Below are 18617 nucleotides of genomic sequence, written 5' to 3' on the forward strand. Positions count from 1 at the left end.
CGGTTGTCGGCGCTGCTGGTGGTGATCGAAGGACGGGGCTGGTCGTGCGGGTGGCCGCGGCGGTCCTTGGATCAAGGTGGCGCCGGGTGCGGGGTGGTTCTTGTGGCGCTCGGCCCGGATGAAGATGTGATTGGTCGCGTTTGAGGCGATGATCGCCGGTGAGAATGCGCGGTGGGGAAGCGGGCGGCGGTGCGGGTTGGTCCTCCGGATGTCGGCTCGTGTAGCGGTGTTAGTTGTCGGCGCTGCTGGTGGTGATCGAAGGACGGGTCTGGTCGTCGGGGTGGCCACGGCGATCCTTGGATCATGGTGGCGGCCGACGTTGTGGTGGTTCTTGTGCCGTCCGGTCCAGGTGGTGGTGCGATCGGTCGCGTTTGGGGCGATGCCGCCGCTGGTGTCGCGCGCTGGGGAGTGAGCAGCGGCGTGGTCCGGTTGTCGGCGCTGCTGGTGGTGATCGAAGGACGGGGCTGGTCGTGCGGGTGGCCGCGGCGGTCCTTGGATCATGGTGGCGGCGGGTGCAGTGGTGGTGCTTGCTGGGTGGTGGTGCGATTGGTCGCGTTTGGGGCGAATCCGCCGCTGGGTCGCGCGAGTGAGTGGTGGCGCGGGTGGTCTGTGGCGGTGAGTGCGGCGGTGACGGTTGTTGGGGGTTGGTGATCGAAGGAGGACAGCTGGCGGGCCGATCTTCCTGTTCCCGGGTGGTCGAACTGGTCGTCGATCAAGGGGTGGTGAGCGTGGGCCGGGAAGCGGGCTTCAGTGCGGCCCATCGGTGAGAGGGTGGCCCAGCGCAAGAGCACGGCCGCCGGGAAGGAGCCTGCCGCCGGCGAGAGAGCGCGCGGCCGTCAGAAGAAACGGCTGGCCCGGGCCAGGCAGGGGACGCCGCGACCGGGGAGAGCGTGCGCGGCCGTCAGAAGAACGCCGCGACTGGTGAGAGGTGCGTGGTCGTCGGGAAGAGGGCCGCTGCTGCTGGTGAGAGCGCGCGAGGATACCCGAAGGGGCGCGGTTGCCGGTCATAGAGTGCGTCACCGGAAGGAGCGCGTGGTGCTAGTGCGCGCGGGTGTCGCGGGGGACCGGGTCGGGCCTGGAGATGGCCGTAGGGCGCCCGGGATGCCCGGGACGCCCTACGTGCGTGGTATTGGTCAGCTGGCCGTGATCTCGGTGCCGCGCCACGAGAAGTCCGGGGCGACGGCCACCTCCACTGCGATCTTGACCAGTTGGTCGGCGTACTTGTTTGCGTGATGTCCACAGAAGATCAGGTCGCCGCCTTCGGCGAGCCGAACTCGTAGTTTGCCTGCCGCGCTGCAGCGGTCGCACCGTTCCTCGGCGGCTGGGGGCGCTGCCGTCTCCGGCGGCGGCGTGAGGGTCGGGGTCATCGCCTTCCTCCTCTGATCGTCACCGACGAACGCTTCCTTGCGTCGTTCACAGATGGTTCAACACCGTGTTGCCCGACATCGTTCCCACCTCGCGTGCGGGACCGATGTCACATTTCTGTCGTGCCCGCGGGAGCCGGAACTGCAACACCCGCTACGTGCTTCCTATCGCGCCACGGCGGCGATCACAAGTGGGTTGAGGCGGCGGCGCCCCTCCCTCATGCCCTCGGTGACCGGAAACACACCCGGGCTGCCCCAAAAGGGACAGCCCGGGTTCGCGCACAGCGGAATGCGAGGATCAGTCGAGGTAGTCGCGCAGGACCTGCGAACGGGACGGGTGCCGCAGCTTCGACATGGTCTTCGACTCGATCTGGCGGATGCGCTCGCGCGTCACGCCGTAGACCTGGCCGATCTCGTCGAGGGTCCGCGGCTGGCCGTCGGTGAGGCCGAACCGCAGCCGCACCACGCCCGCCTCCCGCTCCGAGAGGGTCTGCAGCACCTGCTGGAGCTGGTCCTGCAGGAGCGAGAAGGACACCGCGTCGACCGCGACGACCGCCTCGGAGTCCTCGATGAAGTCGCCGAGCTGGCTGTCGCCCTCGTCGCCGATGGTCTGGTCGAGGGAGATGGGCTCACGCGCGTACTGCTGGATCTCCAGCACCTTCTCCGGCGTGATGTCCATCTCCTTGGCCAGCTCCTCCGGGGTGGGCTCGCGGCCCAGGTCCTGGAGCAGCTCGCGCTGGATGCGGCCGAGCTTGTTGATCACTTCGACCATGTGCACCGGGATGCGGATGGTGCGGGCCTGGTCGGCCATGGCGCGGGTGATGGCCTGGCGGATCCACCAGGTGGCGTACGTGGAGAACTTGTAGCCCTTGGTGTAGTCGAACTTCTCGACGGCGCGGATGAGGCCGAGGTTGCCCTCCTGGATGAGGTCCAGGAACGCCATGCCGCGGCCCGTGTACCGCTTCGCGAGCGAGACGACCAGACGCAGGTTGGCCTCGAGCAGGTGGTTCTTGGCGCGCTCGCCGTCGCGGGAGATCCACATGAAGTCGCGGCTGGCCGGCATGACCATCGGCTCGCCCGCGTCCTCGGCGGCCCGCAGCCGCTCGGCCGCGTAGAGGCCGGCCTCGATCCGCTTGGCCAGCTCGACCTCCTGCTCGGCGTTCAGCAGGGGGACCTTGCCGATCTGCTTCAGGTAGGCCCGGACCGAGTCGGCGGACGCCGTCAGCTCCGCGTCGCGGCGGGCCTGCTTGAGCGCCTCGGACTCCTCGTCGTCCCACGCGAAGTCGTCGTCGGTCGCGGTGGCCTCGGCGTCGGCCTCGACGGCCTTCACGACCTCGACCGGCTCCTCGGCGACCACGTCCTCGATCTCCGCCGCGAGCTCGGCGTCGTCGATCTCCTCGAGCTCCGGCTCCTCGCCGGCGGCGCCCTTCGGGGCGGCCGGGTCGGCCTCGCCGGGGGCGGCCTTCTTGACGGGTCCGGCGGCCTTCTTCGCCGGCGCCGCCTTCTTGGCCGGCGCGGCCTTCGCCGGAGCGGTCGCTGCCGCGACCGGGGCGGCCTTCTTGGCGGGAGCTGCTGGTGTCGGTGCCTTCTTCACGGGCGCCCTCTCCACCCCCGAATCCGGTGTGGACTCGACGGCTGTCAGCGGCTTGGCGACCGGCGCCTTGCGCGCGGGTGCGGCCTTGGCGGTGGCCGCCTTGGATGCAGGGGTCGCGGAGCGTGCCGCCGCGACCCGGCGCCGCCCGTTGGCGGAGTCGTCGACGACGACGGTGACTCCGGCCTCGGCGAGACTCCTGAGCAGCTTCTTGGCGTGTGCGGGGGTCACATCTGCGGTGTCGACCGCCTGCGCGACCTCCGCCGACGTGAGGTGGCCGCCATTGGCGGCCGCACGCGCGATCAGCGAGTCGGCGAGCGAGCGTACGTCGACGCTGGGCTGGTGAGCTGCTGTCACGAACGACCTTCCGGTGCGATGAGCGAGCGACGGCCGGTGCGGCCGAGTTCGCGCACGGCGCGGCCGTGCTGAGTGGGCCTGGGTGCTTTTGGTGGCGCCCGTGTGCCGTGCGTCCGGGGCGGATTCACGAGCGACAGCGGGCAGCGCGTGAATTGTAACGCTCTCTCGCCCCAACATCCCGCCTAGCGGGCCTAGACGCCACGTTGTGACCGAACGGATGGGCGGATCGGGGCCCTGACAGGATGGGTCGTATGGATCGCGGACACGAACTGCTGGCCCTCGCGGTGCCGATCGCCAGGGAGGCTGCGGCCCTCGCCCGGGCCATGCGGGCCGCCGGCGTGGACCCCGTGGCGACCAAGTCCACGCTCACCGACGTGGTCACGGCCGCCGACCAGGCGGTCGAGCGGCAGGTCCGGGAGGCCATCCGGCAGGCTCGGCCGGGCGACGCCGTGCTGGGCGAGGAGTACGGGGACTCCCAGCAGGCGAGCGCGGTGCGCTGGATCCTCGACCCGATCGACGGCACCGTGAACTACCTCTACGACCTGCCGCAGTACGCCGTCTCGCTCGCCGCGGAGGTCGACGGCGTCGTGGTGGCGGGGGTGGTCATCAACGCCGCGACCGGTCGCGAGTGGACCGCGGTGCTCGGCGGCGGCGCCCACGCCGACGGCCGGCGGCTGTCCGGCTCCCGGCAGACCGACCTTCGTCAGGCGCTCGTCGGCACCGGCTTCGGGTACGCCGCCGACCGCCGCCTCCACCAGGCGGCCGTGCTCGCCGGTCTGATCGGCGACATCCGCGACGTGCGTCGCCTCGGGGCCGCCGCGATCGACCTGTGCCTGGCCGCGGAGGGCAGCCTCGACGCGTACTACGAGAAGGGCCTCAACGCCTGGGACCACGCCGCGGGCGGCCTGGTCGCCGCGGAGGCGGGTCTGCTCGTGACGGGCCTTGCGGGTGTCGCGCCCGGCCCGGACATGGTGGTGGCCGCCCCGCCGGCGCTGCACAAGGCCCTTCACGACCGCCTGGTGGAGCTGGACGCGGACAAGGGCCCTTAGGCCTCGGCGCAGGTGCCCTCGGGCAGCTCGGGGTTGCCCAGCGCGCCGATCGACTGCTTGACCTCGGTCACCGTCGGCAGCTGCTGGAACTTCGCGCCCAGGATCACGTCGACCTTGTCGTCCTGCCGGTTCTTGTCGAACTCGTCCTCGGACTTGTCGAGGAAATACGCCCGGACGAGCCACGCGGCGCCGACGGCCTTCGGGCCGAAGCGGAGGACCGCGACCTTCGTCTCGGGCTTCTTCACCGCCGGGTTGGGTGCCCCGTTCTGCACCGTTGCCTTGAACCCGCGGCTGGCGAAGTCATTGGTGATCTCGCCGGCCAGGCCGGGCTTCGCGGTGGCGTTGAAGACGTTGAGGTTGACCTGCTTCTCCTCGGGCAACCTGTTGTTGACCATCACCGCGTCCTGCGCGCATTCGTTGGCCGAAACCGGACCGGTCTGGCGGTCCTTGATCAACGCGATCGTCACGAACACCGCCGCGGTGACCACGAGCAGCCCAACCAGGGCCAGTGCCCTTACCCGCGCGAAACTCATGGCCGTGTTATCTCCCCGCCCCAGAGCGACTCCGTCACCAGATAGACGCTCTGGCTGCCGGGAAGGTTAGCGCCTGTCGGAGATCCATGTTGAAGTCCCCACCCGGCATACCGCAAAGTTCCTACTCGCCGTTGCGGGATGACTCCCCACGGAAACCGTCAGGTGGAGGTAAGGTCGCATCCGCCGAGCCCGGCGGACAACTTTGTCGGGACGACGTTGTGTCGCATGGGTCACATTGGGAACAAGTTTCCGCGAGTGGGCGTACAACAAACGCACGAGGGCGGTAAGGTACGCCGCCCGTTGGACGTTACACCGGGCGCGACACCTACGGGCGAATGAATTGGGAGTGTGAACACCGATGGCCACCGACTACGACGCGCCGCGTCGCGACGAGGTCGACCTGGGGGAGGACAGCCTCGAAGAGCTGAAGTCCCGCCGGACCGATGCGCAGTCGGCGATCGTCGACGTCGACGAGACCGACCTGGGGGAGACGTTCGAGCTTCCCGGCGCCGACCTCGCCGACGAGGACATGACGGTCAAGGTCCTGCCGATGCAGGCCGACGAGTTCCGCTGCTCGCGCTGCTTCCTGGTGCACCACCGCAGCCAGCTCGCCGCCGAGCGCAACGGAGAGCTGATCTGCCGGGAGTGCGCCTGACCGCAAGTTGATCACGCGGATCTGGCGAAGGCGTGCTTGAGTCGTAGGCGGCACCGTTTCACACCTGCGGAGGTAGACGATGGCCCAGCCCGACGAGCTCGCCGAGAACCAGCCCGTGGAGGGCGCCCAGGGCGAGGCGGCAGACGAGGCCGAGCTGTCAGCCGCCGTGACGGCCCTGACCGACGAGGGCGTCGAGCAGAAGGAGCGCCGGCGCCTGCTCGGCCGGCTGGTGCGCCTCGAGATCCGCGAGCGGGGCGTCACGGACCTGTTCCGGCCGAAGAAGGCGATCGCCTGGATCACGGACAGCGTGACGAGGGTCGCACCGCACATTCCCGTGCGCGACCTGGACACCCTGGTCGCGCACCACGGCGGGCTGACCGGCGACGCGCTCGCCGAGCGGCTCATCCGTAACGCGTCCCGGGTCACCGCCGGCATCGGCGCCGCGGGCGGCGGCGTGGCCGCCGTCGAGTGGGCCGTGACGCCCAGCCTGCTGTCCGCGCCGGTCCTGCTGGCCGCGGAGACGGTCGCGGTGGTCGCCGTGGAGATGAAGCTGATCGGCGAGCTGCACGCCGTCTACGGCCGCCCGGTGGAGGGCACCGGCGCCGAGCGCGCCGTGGTGCTGGTCCAGGCCTGGGCGGAGCGCCGCGGCGTCAACCCGCTGCGGGTCGGCGGCAGCGTCGCGGCCGCCATGGGCACCGCGCTGCGCAAGGAGCTGCGTGACCGGCTGCTCAAGCGCTTCGGGCGGAACCTGAGCACCCTGGGGCCGTTCCTGACCGGCGCCGCCGTCGGCGGGTTCCTCAACCGCCGCGCGACCCTGTCCCTCGGCGCCGACATCAAGAAGGACCTCCAGCCGGGCCGGAAGGTCATCGAGGGCTGAGCGCCGCCGCGAGCCTCTCCGGGTGGCGGGTGCTGATCAGCCAGTACGGCGTGGGATCGGCGTCGTCCGCCACGTCGATGCGGACCGCCCCGGCGATCCACGGCCGCTGGATCACGAACGCCTCCGGGTCCGCGTAGGGCCCCAGCAGGTCGCGCTTGTCCGCGGCCGACAGCGCCGTCACCTCACCGACGTATCGCAGCGGGATGTGCGCGTCGTCGACCCGCAGCTCGCCGTTGGACACCTCGACACGGATGCGGCCCAGCCACCACAGCCCCACGGTGGCCAGCGGCAGCAGCACCAGGTACGGGACCCAGGTCGCCAGGCCGGGCGCGCCGAGCTTGACCTCGGCCGCGAGGAGCGCTGCGACCGCCACCGCGGGCAGCCAGAGCCACCACGCGACGGTGAGACGCTCACGGTACGAAGTCACGTGTGCGAGGGTACGTGTCCGGAGCCCGGGGGCACCCGGCAGGATGGAGGCATGACGGTGGAGGTTCACGTCCGGCGGCTCGACCCCGAGCTGCCGCTGCCGGCGTACGCGCACCCCGGTGACGCCGGCGCCGACCTGGTCGCGGCCGTTGACCTCGACCTCGCACCGGGGGAGCGGGCGCTGGTCCCCACCGGGATCGCCATCGCACTGCCCGACGGCTACGTCGGGCTCGTCCACCCGAGGTCGGGTCTCGCGCACCGGCTCGGTGTGACGGTGCTCAACGCGCCGGGCACCATCGACGCGGGGTACCGCGGGGAGATCCTGGTGAACCTGGTCAATCACGATCGGGTGATCACGGCCAAAATCAGCCGGGGTGACCGGATTGCCCAGCTTGTGGTCCAGCGCGTGGAGCGGGCACACTTCCACGGCGTCGACCATCTTCCCGATACTGTGCGCGGAGCCGGCGGTCACGGATCAACCGGTGGTCATGCTGAACTGGAGGCAGAGCAGTGATCTTCTCGCGCAAGAGCGGGAGCGGGCGGCACGCGAAGGACGACACCCGCGCGGGCGGTGCCCGCAGGCTCGAGGAGGAGCTGGGCCTGGTCGACGACGACCCCGAGGAGCCCGTCGCGTCCAAGGCCGACCGGCCCGAAGGCCCGTACGACGTCACCGAGGCGCCCGCCGGCATCCCGCAGCTCGACCTGGGTGCGCTCAAGGTGCCCGCGGTCGACGACGTGGAGGTCCGCGTACAGGCGGACAACGAGGGCAAGATCCAGCAGATCGTGCTCGTCAACAACGACAGCGCGCTGCAGCTCGGGGTCTTCGCCGCGCCGCGCAGCGAGGGCATCTGGGACGAGGTCCGCGGCGAGATCCGCAAGCAGCTGTTCACCGACGGCGTCGCGGCCGAGGAAGCCGACGGCGAGTGGGGCATCGAGCTGCGCGCCCGCGTCCGCACTCCCGACGGCCTGACGGACATCCGGTTCGTTGGCATCGACGGCCCTCGCTGGCTGGTCCGTGCGGTCTTCCAGGGCCCCGCCGCCGTCGACCCGACCGTCGCGCCGCCGCTGCTGGCATGCCTGCGCAACCTGGTGGTCGACCGGGGCCACGAGGCCATGCCGGTCCGCGAGCCGCTCCCGCTGCACCTGCCGAAGGAGGTCGCCGAGGCGACCGCCAACGACGGCCCGGCCGAGGTCTCGCTCACCGACGCGGCCAACGGTGCCGATGAGGCCAACGGGGCGGAGCGCAGAAAACCGTCACCGAGGCCCCGGCGCAAATAACACCCGTGAGCTGTACCGTCGTAGTGGGTGTCATGTCTGGCCGAGGAGGGTGGCACCGACGTCATGACCACGGACAGTGAGAAAGTCGTCGATCCGTCCGTCGAGCAGGCGCGCGGGCTGCGGAGGTTCTTCCGCCGCCTCACCGCCAGCGAGGCGGAGCTCGACGCCGAAGAGCTGCAACGCGACGCCAAGCAGTGCGGCAGCATGCCCGCGCTCGCCTGCGTCCGCGGTCAGGTCGTGAGCCTGAAGGGCCGGTTGCGCACGGTGGTCTACACCCCGCGCACCAACCTGCCCACCCTCGAGGCGGAGCTGTTCGACGGCAGCGACCTGGTGACCCTGGTCTTCCTGGGCCGCCGGCACATCGCGGGCATCGAGCCGGGTCGAGCGATCACGGCGAAGGGGCGCATCGCGGTCCGCGACGGCCGTAAGGTGCTCTACAACCCGTATTACGAGCTCGACACACCCAGATGAGGCCGGATGCAACCAGGTAAGACCGCGGAGACCGACCCCGACGAGGAAGCCCCGCTGCCCCCGTTCTCGGTGCAGATGTCCGAGCAGCTGGGCGGCGTGCGTGGCCTCATCGAGTCGAGCATCCCGATCACGCTCTTCATCGTGGTCAATTTCCTGGGCGACCACTTCGGCTGGTGGTCGCTGCGGACCTCCCTGATCGTCGCGGTCGCCGCTGCCCTGTCCATGGCCGTCTACCGGCTCAGCCGCCGCGAGTCGGTCCGCCACGCGGTCAACGGCGTCGTCGGCATCGCGATCGGCGCGTACCTGGCCTGGAAGAGCGGCGACGCCAAGGACATCTACCTGCCGGGCATGGCCTTCACCGCCGCGTACGCGGTCGGCATGCTGGCCTCCGTCGCCTTCCGCCGCCCGCTGGTCGGCTGGCTCTGGTCCGTCATGCTCGACAAGGGCGGCAACCGCTGGCGTGAGAACCCCCGCCTGCGCCGCGCCTTCGCCTGGCTCACCGTCCTCTGGGCCGTCGTCTACCTGGCGAAGCTCGGCGTGCAGATCCAGCTCTGGCGCGCCGGCGACGCGGACCTGCTCGGCGTCGCCCGCCTGGCGCTCGGCTGGCCGCCGTACGCCCTGCTGGCCGCCCTGACCGTCTGGCAGGCCCGCCGCATCATCCGCGCCTCCGAGCCCGAGCCCGTCCGCCCGGAGGTCCGCCCCGCCGACTGACAGCGCCGGCGGTCAAAGACTTTCAAGCAGTGCATGGCTCCGGCCCGTCGTGGGAACGGCCGTTGCTCCCGTCAGACACCGGTCGGGCCCTGGGGGCCCTCCCTGCACCTCCGCGTGTAGTTGCCCCGCCGCGACCTGCGGCCGCGACAACCCACCCCGCCCTCCTGCGCTCCCGAAGACTTTCTTGTCGCCACAGCAACAACAACTCTTCCGGATCACGTGGAAAGCCGACCGGCAGCTGGGCCGGCGTGGCGGCGCGCCCGGACACTGAAGCGTTCGCGGGGCTGTCGCTGTGGGAGTTTCGCGTTTTCCGTGATCCGGAAGAGTTTGTGTCGTTATAGCAGCACAAAGTCTTCCGGATCATGAGAAAAGCGCAGTGGGGAACGGGTCAGAAGAACTGGGGGCCGCGCTTCTTGCGGGTGTTCTCGACCGAGTCGGCGCCGAGGATGACGGCGCGGACCGCGTCCTCCATCTCCGACGTGACGACGAACACCAGCTCGTCGCCGGCCTCCAGCGGGTCGTCTGGGGTCGGGACGAGGACGCGCTTGCCGCGCAGGATGGCGACCAGCGCGGAGTCGTGCGGCAGCGGCACCTCGCGGACCGGGTGGCCGACGTACGGCGCGGTCTCCGGCAGCGTGATCTCCACCAGGTTGGCCTCGGACTGGCGGAAGGTCATCAGCCTGACCAGGTCGCCGACGGAGACGGCCTCCTCGACGAGGGCGGCCATGAGGCGGGGCTTGCTGACGGAGACGTCGACGCCCCACTGCTCGTTGAAGAGCCACTCGTTCTCGGCGCGGTTGATGCGGGCGACCACCCGCGGCACCGCGAACTCGGTCTTGGCCAGCAGCGAGACGACCAGGTTGACCTTGTCGTCGCCGGTGGCGGCGACGACCACGTCGCAGGAGGAGAGGTCGGCTTCCTGCAGCGAGGACAGCTCGCACGCGTCGGCGAGGATCCACTCGGCGGCGGGGACCCGCTCGGGGCGGACCATGCGCGGCACCCGCTCGATGAGCATGACCTGGTGGCCGTTGTCGACCAGCTCGGTGGCGATGGAGCGGCCGACGTTGCCGGCACCGGCGATGGCGATCCGCATGATTCAGTGTCCCCCTTCGGGTGCGGAGCCGGTGACCTTCGTCACGGACGCGGTCATCTCGTCGGTCACGAGCATGAAGGCGAGGTCGCCGTCCTGGATCACGGTCGACGAGGTCGGGAGCATGGCGAGGCCGAAGCGCATCAGGTACGCGAGCCGGGTGCCGCTGCGGGCCTCCAGGTCGCCGACCGAGTGGCCGATCCAGTCGGGGTGCATCGGGATCTCCATGATGGAGACCGTGCTGGTCGGGTCGCGCCAGATCTCGACGTTGCCCTCGGGGACCAGGTGGCGCAGCATGCGGTCCGCCGTCCACCGGACGGTGGCGACGGTCGGGATGCCGAGCCGCTCGTACACCTCGGCGCGCTTCGGGTCGTAGATGCGGGCGACGACCCGCTCGACGCCGAAGGTCTCGCGGGCGACCCGGGCGGAGATGATGTTGGAGTTGTCGCCGGAGGAGACGGCGGCGAAGGCGTCGGCGCGCTCGATGCCCGCGGACAGCAGCACGTCGCGGTCGAAGCCGACGCCGGTGACGGTCGCGCCGGTGAAGTCCCCGCCCAGGCGCCGGAAGGCGTCGGCGTCGGAGTCGATCACCGCGACCGAGTGGCCGCGCTGCTCGAGGCTGATCGCGAGGGTCGAGCCCACGCGTCCGCACCCCATGATCACCACGTGCACGTAACGCCTCCGATGTGTGCGGCTCTCGTGTTGAGGATGCCATGCGCGGGTCGGACCGGTGTATCCGGCAGGCGCGCGACCCGTACGCTTAGCGGTCGTGGCCAGTCCCACCTCCCTGATGAAGCGGCTGCTCCTGGGCCGACCGTTCCGCTCGGACCGGCTGAAACACACGCTGCTGCCCAAGCGCATCGCCCTCCCGGTCTTCGCCTCCGACGCGCTGTCGTCGGTCGCGTACGCGCCGGACGAGATCCTGCTGACGCTGTCGATCGCGGGTGCGACCTCGCTGCTGGCGTCGCCGTGGATCGGCCTGGCCGTCGCTGTGGTGATGCTCACGGTCGTGGCGAGCTACCGGCAGAACGTGCACGCGTACCCGTCCGGTGGTGGCGACTACGAGGTGGCGTCGGTCAACCTCGGCCCGCGGTTCGGCGTCGCGGTCGCCAGCGCGCTGCTCGTCGACTACGTGCTGACCGTCGCCGTGTCGACCGCGTCCGGCGTGGCGAACCTCGGGTCGGTGGTGCCGTGGGTCGCCACCCACAAGGTCGCCATCGCGATCATCGCGATCGCCCTGCTGACCGCGCTCAACCTGCGCGGCATCCGCGAGTCGGGCAGCGCGTTCGCGATCCCGACCTACGGGTTCATGATCGTGATGATCGGCATGATCCTCACCGGCTTCTTCAAGATCTTCGTCCTGGGCGACGACCTGCGGGCGCCGAGCGCCGGGCTGGAGATCGCGGCCGAGCAGGTGCACCTCAACCAGTGGGCGATGGCGTTCCTGCTGCTGCGGACCTTCTCGTCCGGCTGTGCCGCACTCACCGGTGTCGAGGCGATCTCCAACGGCGTGCCCGCGTTCAAGGAGCCGAAGAGCAAGAATGCGGCGACCACGCTGCTGCTGCTCGGCAGCATCTCGATCACGATGCTGCTCGGCATCATCCTGCTGGCCCGCAAGACCGGCCTGCAGTTCGTGGAGGATCCCGCCCGGCAGATCATCGGCGGCCCGCACGACTACGTGCAGAAGACGGTCACCACCCAGCTCGGCGAGACGGTCTTCGGGTCCGGCTCGATCATGCTGTACGTCGTCGCCGTCATCACCGCGCTGATCCTGTTCCTCGCCGCCAACACCGCCTTCAACGGCTTCCCCGTGCTCGGCTCGATCCTCGCCCAGGACCGCTACCTGCCGCGCCAGCTGCACACCCGCGGCGACCGGCTCGCCTTCTCCAACGGCATCATCCTGCTGGCGCTCGCCGCGATGGTGCTCATCATCGGGTTCCAGGGCGAGGTCACGCGGCTGATCCAGCTGTACATCGTGGGCGTGTTCGTGTCGTTCACGCTGTCGCAGGCCGGCATGATCCGGCACTGGAACCGGCTGCTGCGCACCGTCCGCGACAAGAGCACCAGGTCCCGCATGATCCGGTCCCGGACGATCAACATGATCGGCCTGAGCATGACCGGCGCCGTGCTCGTCGTCGTGCTCATCACGAAGTTCCTGCTCGGCGCGTACATCGCCATCATCGCGATGATCGTCATCTACTTCCTGATGGTCGGCATCAAGAAGCACTACGACACGGTCGCCCGCGAGCTGACCCCGTCGGAGGACCGGCCCGTCCTGCCGTCGCGCAACCACGCGGTCGTCCTCGTCAGCAAGGTGCACCGCCCGACGCTGCGGGCCGTCGCCTACGCGCAGGCCACCCGGCCCGACTCGCTCACCGCGCTGACCGTCAACGTCGACGACCACGACACCCGGGCGCTGCAGGCCGAGTGGGAGCGCCGCGGCATCCCGGCGCCACTGACGGTCGTCGACAGCCCGTACCGCGAGATCACCCGCCCCATCCTGGACTTCGTGCGGTCGAAGCGGCGCGACTCGCCCCGCGACGTGGTCACCGTCTTCATCCCCGAGTACGTGGTCGGGCGCTGGTGGGAGCACCTGCTGCACAACCAGAGCGCGCTGCGGCTGAAGGGGCGCCTGCTCTTCGAGCCCGGCGTCATGGTGACCAGCGTGCCCTGGCAGCTGAGCTCCATCGACGACGTCGACATCGCCAAGCTCGACGCCGCGTTCACGCGCGGACCGCAGCGAGGCCCACGCCGTACACAGGAAACACCCGCCGAATGACCCTGCTGGAGCTCGAGGTCGGTCCGGTCGCCCACGGCGGGCACTGCGTGGCCAGGCACGACGGCCGGGTGATCTTCGTCCGGCACGCGCTGCCGGGGGAGCGGGTCCTCGCGCGGATCACCGACGAACGCAAGGGCTTCCTGCGCGCCGACGCGGTCGAGATCCTGCTGCCGTCGCCGGACCGCGTCATCCCGCCGTGCCCGTTCTCCGGGCCCGGGGCCTGCGGCGGCTGCGACTGGCAGCACGCCGACCCCGCCGCGCAGCGCCGCCTGAAGTCCCAGGTCCTCGGTGAGCAGCTGGCGCGACTCGCCGGTGTTTCCGCGTCGGTACCGGTGGAGGCCCTCCCCGGTGGCGCGCTCGGCTGGCGCACCCGGGTCCAGTACGCCGTCGACGACGAGGGGCGGGCCGGGTTCCACCGGCACCGCTCGAGCGAGGTCATCCCCGTCGACCGCTGCCGGATCGCGCACCCGGCGATCCAGGCGCTGCCCGTCACCACCCGCCGCTGGCCTCCCGGCTCGACCGTCGAGGCCGTCGCCGCGTCCGGCGGCGAGACCGCGGTGCTGACCCGGGCCGGGCGCAGCGGCGCGCTCACCGGCCCGCCCGTCCGCGTCCGCGAGGTCGCCGCCGGGCACGACTGGAGCGTCGACGCCGGCGGCTTCTGGCAGGTGCACCCGCACGCCGTCGCCGCCTTCACCGGCGCCGTGCTGGAGATGCTGCGGCCGGCGGAGGGGGAGCGGGCCTGGGACCTGTACGGCGGGGTCGGCCTCTTCGCCGCCACCCTCGCACCGCACTGCGGCCCGGTCACCGTCGTCGAGGGCGACCGGCGGGCCGTCGCCGCGGGCCGCAAGGCGCTGCGCTCGATGGCCAACGTCCGGTTCGTCAACGACGACGTGGCGGCGGCGATCGGCAACCCGCGCTGGCGCAGCGTCGACCTGGTCGTGCTGGACCCGCCCCGGGCGGGCGCGGGCCGCGAGGTGGTCACGGCCGTCGCGGCCAGGTCACCGCGCGCCATCGCCTATGTCGCGTGCGACCCGGCCGCGTTCGCCCGCGATGCCGGTCTGCTGCTGGGCCTCGGGTATCAGCTGCCGGAGATCCGCGCCTTCGACAGCTTCCCGATGACCCAGCACTTCGAGACGATCGGGCTCTTCACCCGGACCTAGTCGTTGTTCAGAACGGCCATGTTCCGCGCTCGCCGGCCTCCAGCAGCGGGATCATGCCGAAGGCCGCGTCGGTGAGGCCGCCGAACGTCCAGCGGTTGCGCTCCTGCGGGGTGTGGCCCATGCGGTACCCGGCGAGGTTCCAGGTGAACAGCGGCGTGCCCGCCGGCAGTGACGTCGACACGTCACCGTCGAACGACGCCTGCTCGTCGGTCAGGATCACCACCCGGTCCTGCTTGCGGTAGTGCTCCCGCACCGCCGAGGCGGTGTTGGTACCGCCGTTGTGGAAGTGCCCCTTCGCCTTGAACCGGTCGATGCCGCGCAGCAGCGACTCGCCCGGCTCGACCGGGAACACCGTGGTCCGGGTCGAGAACGACACGACCTTCGCCCGCTCGCACCGCAGCGCCAGCGCCAACCCGAAGATCACCGCCGCGTCCCACCGCATGAGCGTGCCGTCCTTGGAGAACACCGAGTGCATCGACCCCGACGTGTCGATCAGGATCAGCGTGTCACCGGCCAGGAACGGGATGCTCGCCAGGCTCTGGTTCAGCGCCCGCTCCAGCGCCCACGCCCACCGCAGCGACGGCGCCGCCCGGTACGCCGACAGGAACCGCATCGGCAGCTGCCGCGACCGCGCCACCTCGCCCGGATCCGCCAGCTTCGCCGCGACCTGCCCCGCGACCGCGTCCGACACCCCGACCTGGTCGAAGTTCCGCAGGTTCCGGAGCAGGGCCATGTACCCCATCGACGGGATGAGGGCTTCCCACAGGCGGTTCTTCGGCAGCCGGGAGCCGCCCAGCGACAGCGCGTCCTCCCAGGTCATGCCGGCGGCGCGCAGGCGCCCGGCGTCGAGCAGCACAGACGGGTCCCCGGCCGCGTCGGCCCGCAGGCGGGCGTTGGCGGCGATCATCGGGAGCGACTCGGCCACGCGCGGCTCGGGCCGGTTGTGCCGGCGGTCGAGCGCGAACGTGAACAGGTCGCCCTGCGCCGGTCCGGCCGGGGCCGGGTGGGTCAGGTCGAGCACGTCGGCGAACCGGAACGCGTGGCTGGCGGTGTCGTACTTGAGCAGGTTGCGCTCCGTGTACAGCCGCTTCGCCGCGTCGGCGACGCCACGCTTCACCGGCTTCGGCACCGACCGGCCGTAGCGCGACGCCCAGTACGCGAGGAGCTCGCCCGGCTCGTCGGCGCGCTGCAGCACGTCGGCGACGACCTGCCGGTGCTCGCCGGTGCCGTTGACCAGGCCGGCGTCGAGGCGGGCGCGGACGTACTCGGCGGCGCCGACCAGCGACGCGGAGCGCAGGTTCGCCCCGCCGCGCAGCCAGCGCAGGAACCGGGCGGTCCACTCCGGGTGGCGCACGGCGGCGGCACCGACGAGCTCGCGGTAGCGCTGGTCGCGGTCGCCGGCCGACTCGTAGAACGTCTGCTCGCCGACCATGTTGGCGACGGCGAGCAGGAACAGCTCCGACCGCAGGTCGCGCGAGTAGCCCGGGCCTCCCTGGTACGTGACCCCGTCCGGGCGCCGCTTCGTCTGCTGCGAGTTGAACTTGGCCATCTGGAATCACCGTCCCTTTGCGGAAAAAGACAGAGATGTCCCGTCGTGGTGACCCGAGATCCAGGCGGCGCCGGCACAAAGTGCTCTGTCCGCTGAGCTACACCCCGAAGAGCCGGGGCGGCAGGATTCGAACCTGCGACCTCTCGATTAACAGTCGAAGTATCCGGTGCCTGCGCACCGGGTCACCACGGCGGGACATCTTGTGCCGGGAACCGTAGCAGCGGTTAATCGCGTGCCGCGCCGTATTTTCCTGCCCGATGATGTGGCGATGTTCGATGTCCGTGCCGTCGATCTGCGGCTGCTCAACTCGCTGACGAAGTACCCGTCGATTCCGACGTACCACACCCTGGATCCCCGCAACGGGGGTCTGACCTCCCCTGCCACGGTGTTTCCCGGCGACGTCATCGCGACGGAGAAGGTCGACGGGACCAACAGCCGGATCGTCCTGCTGCCCGACGGCTCGTACCTCATCGGATCGCGCGAGGAGCTCCTGTACGCGAAGGGCGACCTCATCGGCAACCCGGCCCTCGGCATCGTGGAGCAGCTGAAGCCGGTCGCCTCGGGTCTGCCGGCCGGGGACGGGATCCGTGTCTACTTCCTGGAGCTCTACGGCGGCAAGGTCGGCGGGGCGGCAAAGCAGTACACGAGCGACTCCACGCTCTTCGGCTGGCGGCTCTTCGACGTGGTCGACCTGCCGGACTGGTCCTCGCCGCTGTCGTGGACGCCTGCCGCTGTTTCCGCGTGGCGGGAGGCCGGCGGTCAGCCGTTCGTGCCCGAGGAGCGGCTGGCCTCGCTCGCCGCTGCGGCGGGACTGGCGCTGACGCCGCGGCTGTGGCACCGGGCCGGCTCCTCGCTGCCGCCGGGGATCGCGGAGATGCAGGAGCTGCTGACCGCCTCGCTGCCGGCGACGCTGGTGGGGCTCGACGGTGCGCGGGGCCGGGCCGAGGGGATCGTGCTGCGCGCGCCCGACCGGTCGGTGATCGCGAAGGCCCGCTTCCAGGACTACGAGCGGACCCTGCGCCGGCGGGGATCTGTCGTACCGCGCACGTAGACTCCCCCTGTCGCTTCGCTTGAGGCGGACTGTCGCTTCGCATTGAGGCGGACGGTGGGGGGAGTGCTGCATGGCAACGCTGCGGGAGCGGCTCGCCGAAGAGGTGCCGCTGGTCGCGGTCAGCTTCGGCGACGAGGACGCCGGGCGGGACGCGGCGCAGGCCCGTGACCTGCGCGTCGACGTCGCCGAGCTGCGCGTGGACTGGTATGCCTCGACCGACCCCGAGCACGCGCTGTGCCAGGTCCGGCCGTTCGCCGGCGTGCCGACGCTCGCCACGATCCGCTCGAAGGACGAGGGTGGCTACTGGGCGGGCGACGAGCCCTCGCGCCTGCGGCTCTACGAGACCCTGATGCCCGAGGTCGACGCCGTCGACGTGGAGCTGGCCTCCACCGAGATCCGCGCCGGTGTCGTCGCCGCCGCCCGCTCCCACGGCACGGTGGTCGTGCTGTCGCACCACGACTTCACGGCCACCCCCGCCGCGGCGCGCCTGGACGAGCTCGCCGAGGAGGGCTTCGCCGCCGGCGCCGACCTGGTCAAGATCAGCACCATGGCCCAGGGCCCCGACGACCTGCGCACCCTCACCGACTTCACCCTCCGCCATCACCACCGCGGCGTGATCGCCATCGCCATGGGCCCGGAGGGCGCCGCTTCCCGGCTCATGCTGCCCGTCCTCGGCTCGCGGATCACCTATTCGTCCATCGGCGGCCGCCCCGCCCCCGGCCAGCTGCCCTTCGAGGAGACGGTGCGGCTGCTGGAGCTGTTCTCGCCCCGCTTCGCCAATCGGCGTGCCGCATGACCGAGCCGACCGACCCTCAGCGCCCGTCCCAGCCCTCCTCGCCGGACCCTGCGGCTTCGTCGGAGCCTCCACCGTCGGCCGGGTCGTCGGACGCGGCCGGTGCCGGGGCCGCGGAGTCTGGTGCTGCGGGGTCTGGTGCTGCGGGGTCTGGTGCTGCGGAGTCTGGTGCTGCGGAGTCTGGTGCTGCGGCGCCCGGGGGCTCGCGGCTTGGGGCCGCGGGGGCCGGGACCGGTGGCGGCGAGGACCGGCCGCGCCGGGACCAGTGGCGGCCGGTGCGGCGGACGGTGGCACAGGTGACGATCGCGTTCACCGTGCTGTTCCTCGTGCCGCTGATCAGGCTGGTGCTGGGCCTCGACTCCGGCGGCCCGAAGGTCGAGCGCAGCCCCGCCGCCTGGACCGTCTGGCTCGCGAGCCTGGCGGTGATGGTCGTGGCCGCGCTCGTCGCGGTGAAGGCGCTGCGCACCGACGACAGGACCACCGAGGTCAAGCTGTCGTGGTGGTGCGGCGGCTTATGGCTCGTCGGCTTCGCGCTGACGATCGCCTACTCAGGCATGGTCGGCTGACCGGCCAACGAGTTCGCCCGCCGCGATTGGTCCGCTGACCGTGCAGCGAGTCGCCGGTCGCGGTTTGCCGGGCGGCGGTTGTCGCTCGGGGTGGGTGGCTGGCCGGACGGCGGTTTTGCTGGCGGGGTTGGCCGGCTGGTCGATCGGTGGGTTGCCGGTCGCGGTCGGCCGGGCGGTGGGGTGTTGCTTAGGGTCGGTGGCTGGTTGGGCGGCGGTTTGCTGGCGGGGTTGGCCGGCTGGTTGATCGGTGGGTCGCCGGTCAGGGTTGGCCGGGCGGCGGTTGGCTGGCGAGGATTGGTCGGCTGCGCGGGCGGTGG

Annotated in this window: 19 protein-coding genes and 1 tRNA gene; 12 read left to right on the forward strand and 8 right to left on the reverse strand. The window is 71.1% G+C overall.

What is annotated here, in order from left to right; genetic code table 11:
* Positions 1-1133: 1133 nt before the first annotated feature.
* Together AB0J72_RS24610 and AB0J72_RS24615 are read right to left on the reverse strand one after the other, a co-directional pair.
* A complete protein-coding gene (locus AB0J72_RS24610; RefSeq protein WP_363402376.1) occupies positions 1134-1367 on the reverse strand; it encodes a hypothetical protein in 234 nt (77 codons plus the stop codon).
* A 295-nt stretch (positions 1368-1662) separates the two neighbouring features.
* Positions 1663-3312 carry an RNA polymerase sigma factor gene (locus AB0J72_RS24615; protein WP_363402378.1) on the reverse strand — a complete coding sequence of 550 codons (1650 nt, stop codon included), beginning with the start codon at positions 3310-3312 and terminating at the stop codon, positions 1663-1665.
* A 251-nt stretch (positions 3313-3563) separates the two neighbouring features.
* On the opposite strand from AB0J72_RS24615, the gene AB0J72_RS24620 reads away from it, so the two are divergent.
* Positions 3564-4361, forward strand: coding sequence for an inositol monophosphatase family protein (locus AB0J72_RS24620; RefSeq protein WP_363402379.1), 798 nt, complete (start codon positions 3564-3566; stop codon positions 4359-4361).
* On the opposite strand, the gene AB0J72_RS24625 is transcribed toward AB0J72_RS24620, so the two are convergent.
* Positions 4358-4894, reverse strand: a complete 537-nt coding sequence (locus AB0J72_RS24625; RefSeq protein ID WP_363402381.1) for a LytR C-terminal domain-containing protein — start codon at positions 4892-4894, stop codon at positions 4358-4360. The two genes, AB0J72_RS24620 and AB0J72_RS24625, sit on opposite strands and share 4 nt — an antisense overlap.
* A 358-nt stretch (positions 4895-5252) precedes the next feature.
* On the opposite strand from AB0J72_RS24625, the gene AB0J72_RS24630 reads away from it, so the two are divergent.
* Both AB0J72_RS24630 and AB0J72_RS24635 read left to right on the forward strand, forming a co-directional pair.
* Positions 5253-5549, forward strand: a complete 297-nt coding sequence (locus AB0J72_RS24630; RefSeq protein WP_344503188.1) for a DUF4193 domain-containing protein — start codon at positions 5253-5255, stop codon at positions 5547-5549.
* A 79-nt stretch (positions 5550-5628) separates the two neighbouring features.
* Positions 5629-6426, forward strand: a complete 798-nt coding sequence (locus AB0J72_RS24635) for a hypothetical protein (protein WP_363402383.1) — start codon at positions 5629-5631, stop codon at positions 6424-6426.
* Here the strand turns inward: AB0J72_RS24635 and AB0J72_RS24640 are convergent.
* Positions 6413-6853 carry a DUF3093 domain-containing protein gene (locus AB0J72_RS24640; protein WP_363402385.1) on the reverse strand — a complete coding sequence of 147 codons (441 nt, stop codon included), beginning with the start codon at positions 6851-6853 and terminating at the stop codon, positions 6413-6415. The two genes, AB0J72_RS24635 and AB0J72_RS24640, sit on opposite strands and share 14 nt — an antisense overlap.
* Before the next feature lie 51 nt (positions 6854-6904).
* On the opposite strand from AB0J72_RS24640, the gene dut reads away from it, so the two are divergent.
* The 4 genes from dut to AB0J72_RS24660 all read left to right on the forward strand — a co-directional run bounded on the left by dut (position 6905) and on the right by AB0J72_RS24660 (position 9312).
* Positions 6905-7366, forward strand: a complete 462-nt coding sequence (gene dut / locus AB0J72_RS24645) for a dUTP diphosphatase (protein WP_363402387.1) — start codon at positions 6905-6907, stop codon at positions 7364-7366.
* Positions 7363-8130, forward strand: a complete 768-nt coding sequence (locus tag AB0J72_RS24650; protein ID WP_363402389.1) for a DUF3710 domain-containing protein — start codon at positions 7363-7365, stop codon at positions 8128-8130. The genes dut and AB0J72_RS24650 overlap by 4 nt, the downstream gene beginning before the upstream one ends.
* A gap of 63 nt (positions 8131-8193) precedes the next feature.
* A complete protein-coding gene (locus AB0J72_RS24655; protein ID WP_363402391.1) occupies positions 8194-8601 on the forward strand; it encodes an OB-fold nucleic acid binding domain-containing protein in 408 nt (135 codons plus the stop codon).
* A 6-nt stretch (positions 8602-8607) separates the two neighbouring features.
* Entirely contained in the window at positions 8608-9312 is a 705-nt protein-coding gene (locus AB0J72_RS24660; RefSeq protein ID WP_363402393.1) for a DUF3159 domain-containing protein, read from the forward strand.
* A 388-nt stretch (positions 9313-9700) separates the two neighbouring features.
* On the opposite strand, the gene AB0J72_RS24665 is transcribed toward AB0J72_RS24660, so the two are convergent.
* Both AB0J72_RS24665 and AB0J72_RS24670 read right to left on the reverse strand, forming a co-directional pair.
* Positions 9701-10405 carry a TrkA family potassium uptake protein gene (locus AB0J72_RS24665; RefSeq protein WP_363402395.1) on the reverse strand — a complete coding sequence of 235 codons (705 nt, stop codon included), beginning with the start codon at positions 10403-10405 and terminating at the stop codon, positions 9701-9703.
* A gap of 3 nt (positions 10406-10408) precedes the next feature.
* Positions 10409-11074, reverse strand: a complete 666-nt coding sequence (locus AB0J72_RS24670; RefSeq protein WP_363402396.1) for a TrkA family potassium uptake protein — start codon at positions 11072-11074, stop codon at positions 10409-10411.
* Positions 11075-11171: 97 nt separating this feature from the next.
* Between AB0J72_RS24670 and AB0J72_RS24675 the strand changes: the two genes are divergently transcribed.
* Both AB0J72_RS24675 and AB0J72_RS24680 read left to right on the forward strand, forming a co-directional pair.
* Positions 11172-13181, forward strand: coding sequence for an APC family permease (locus AB0J72_RS24675; protein ID WP_363402398.1), 2010 nt, complete (start codon positions 11172-11174; stop codon positions 13179-13181).
* Positions 13178-14341: a TRAM domain-containing protein gene (locus tag AB0J72_RS24680; protein WP_363402400.1), complete on the forward strand. Its 1164-nt coding sequence runs from the start codon at positions 13178-13180 to the stop codon at positions 14339-14341. The genes AB0J72_RS24675 and AB0J72_RS24680 overlap by 4 nt, the downstream gene beginning before the upstream one ends.
* A gap of 7 nt (positions 14342-14348) precedes the next feature.
* Here the strand turns inward: AB0J72_RS24680 and AB0J72_RS24685 are convergent, their stop codons facing one another.
* Together AB0J72_RS24685 and AB0J72_RS24690 are read right to left on the reverse strand one after the other, a co-directional pair.
* Complete coding sequence (locus AB0J72_RS24685; protein WP_363402402.1) at positions 14349-15890, reverse strand: TROVE domain-containing protein; 1542 nt, start codon at positions 15888-15890, stop codon at positions 14349-14351.
* Between the two features lie 112 nt (positions 15891-16002).
* Positions 16003-16070: transfer RNA gene (locus AB0J72_RS24690), tRNA-Ser, on the reverse strand.
* 88 nt (positions 16071-16158) lie between these two features.
* On the opposite strand from AB0J72_RS24690, the gene AB0J72_RS24695 reads away from it, so the two are divergent.
* The 3 genes from AB0J72_RS24695 to AB0J72_RS24705 all read left to right on the forward strand — a co-directional run bounded on the left by AB0J72_RS24695 (position 16159) and on the right by AB0J72_RS24705 (position 18300).
* Positions 16159-16941 (forward strand): RNA ligase family protein, encoded by a 783-nt coding sequence (locus tag AB0J72_RS24695; RefSeq protein WP_363402404.1) that lies wholly within the window; start codon positions 16159-16161, stop codon positions 16939-16941.
* 70 nt (positions 16942-17011) lie between these two features.
* Entirely contained in the window at positions 17012-17737 is a 726-nt protein-coding gene (gene aroD, locus AB0J72_RS24700) for a type I 3-dehydroquinate dehydratase (RefSeq protein ID WP_363402406.1), read from the forward strand.
* 293 nt (positions 17738-18030) lie between these two features.
* Positions 18031-18300, forward strand: a complete 270-nt coding sequence (locus AB0J72_RS24705) for a hypothetical protein (RefSeq protein WP_363402408.1) — start codon at positions 18031-18033, stop codon at positions 18298-18300.
* The last annotated feature ends 317 nt before the right edge of the window (positions 18301-18617 follow it).

The organism is Dactylosporangium sp. NPDC049742 (assembly GCF_040674675.1).
GTDB classification, from domain to species: domain Bacteria; phylum Actinomycetota; class Actinomycetes; order Mycobacteriales; family Micromonosporaceae; genus Dactylosporangium; species Dactylosporangium maewongense.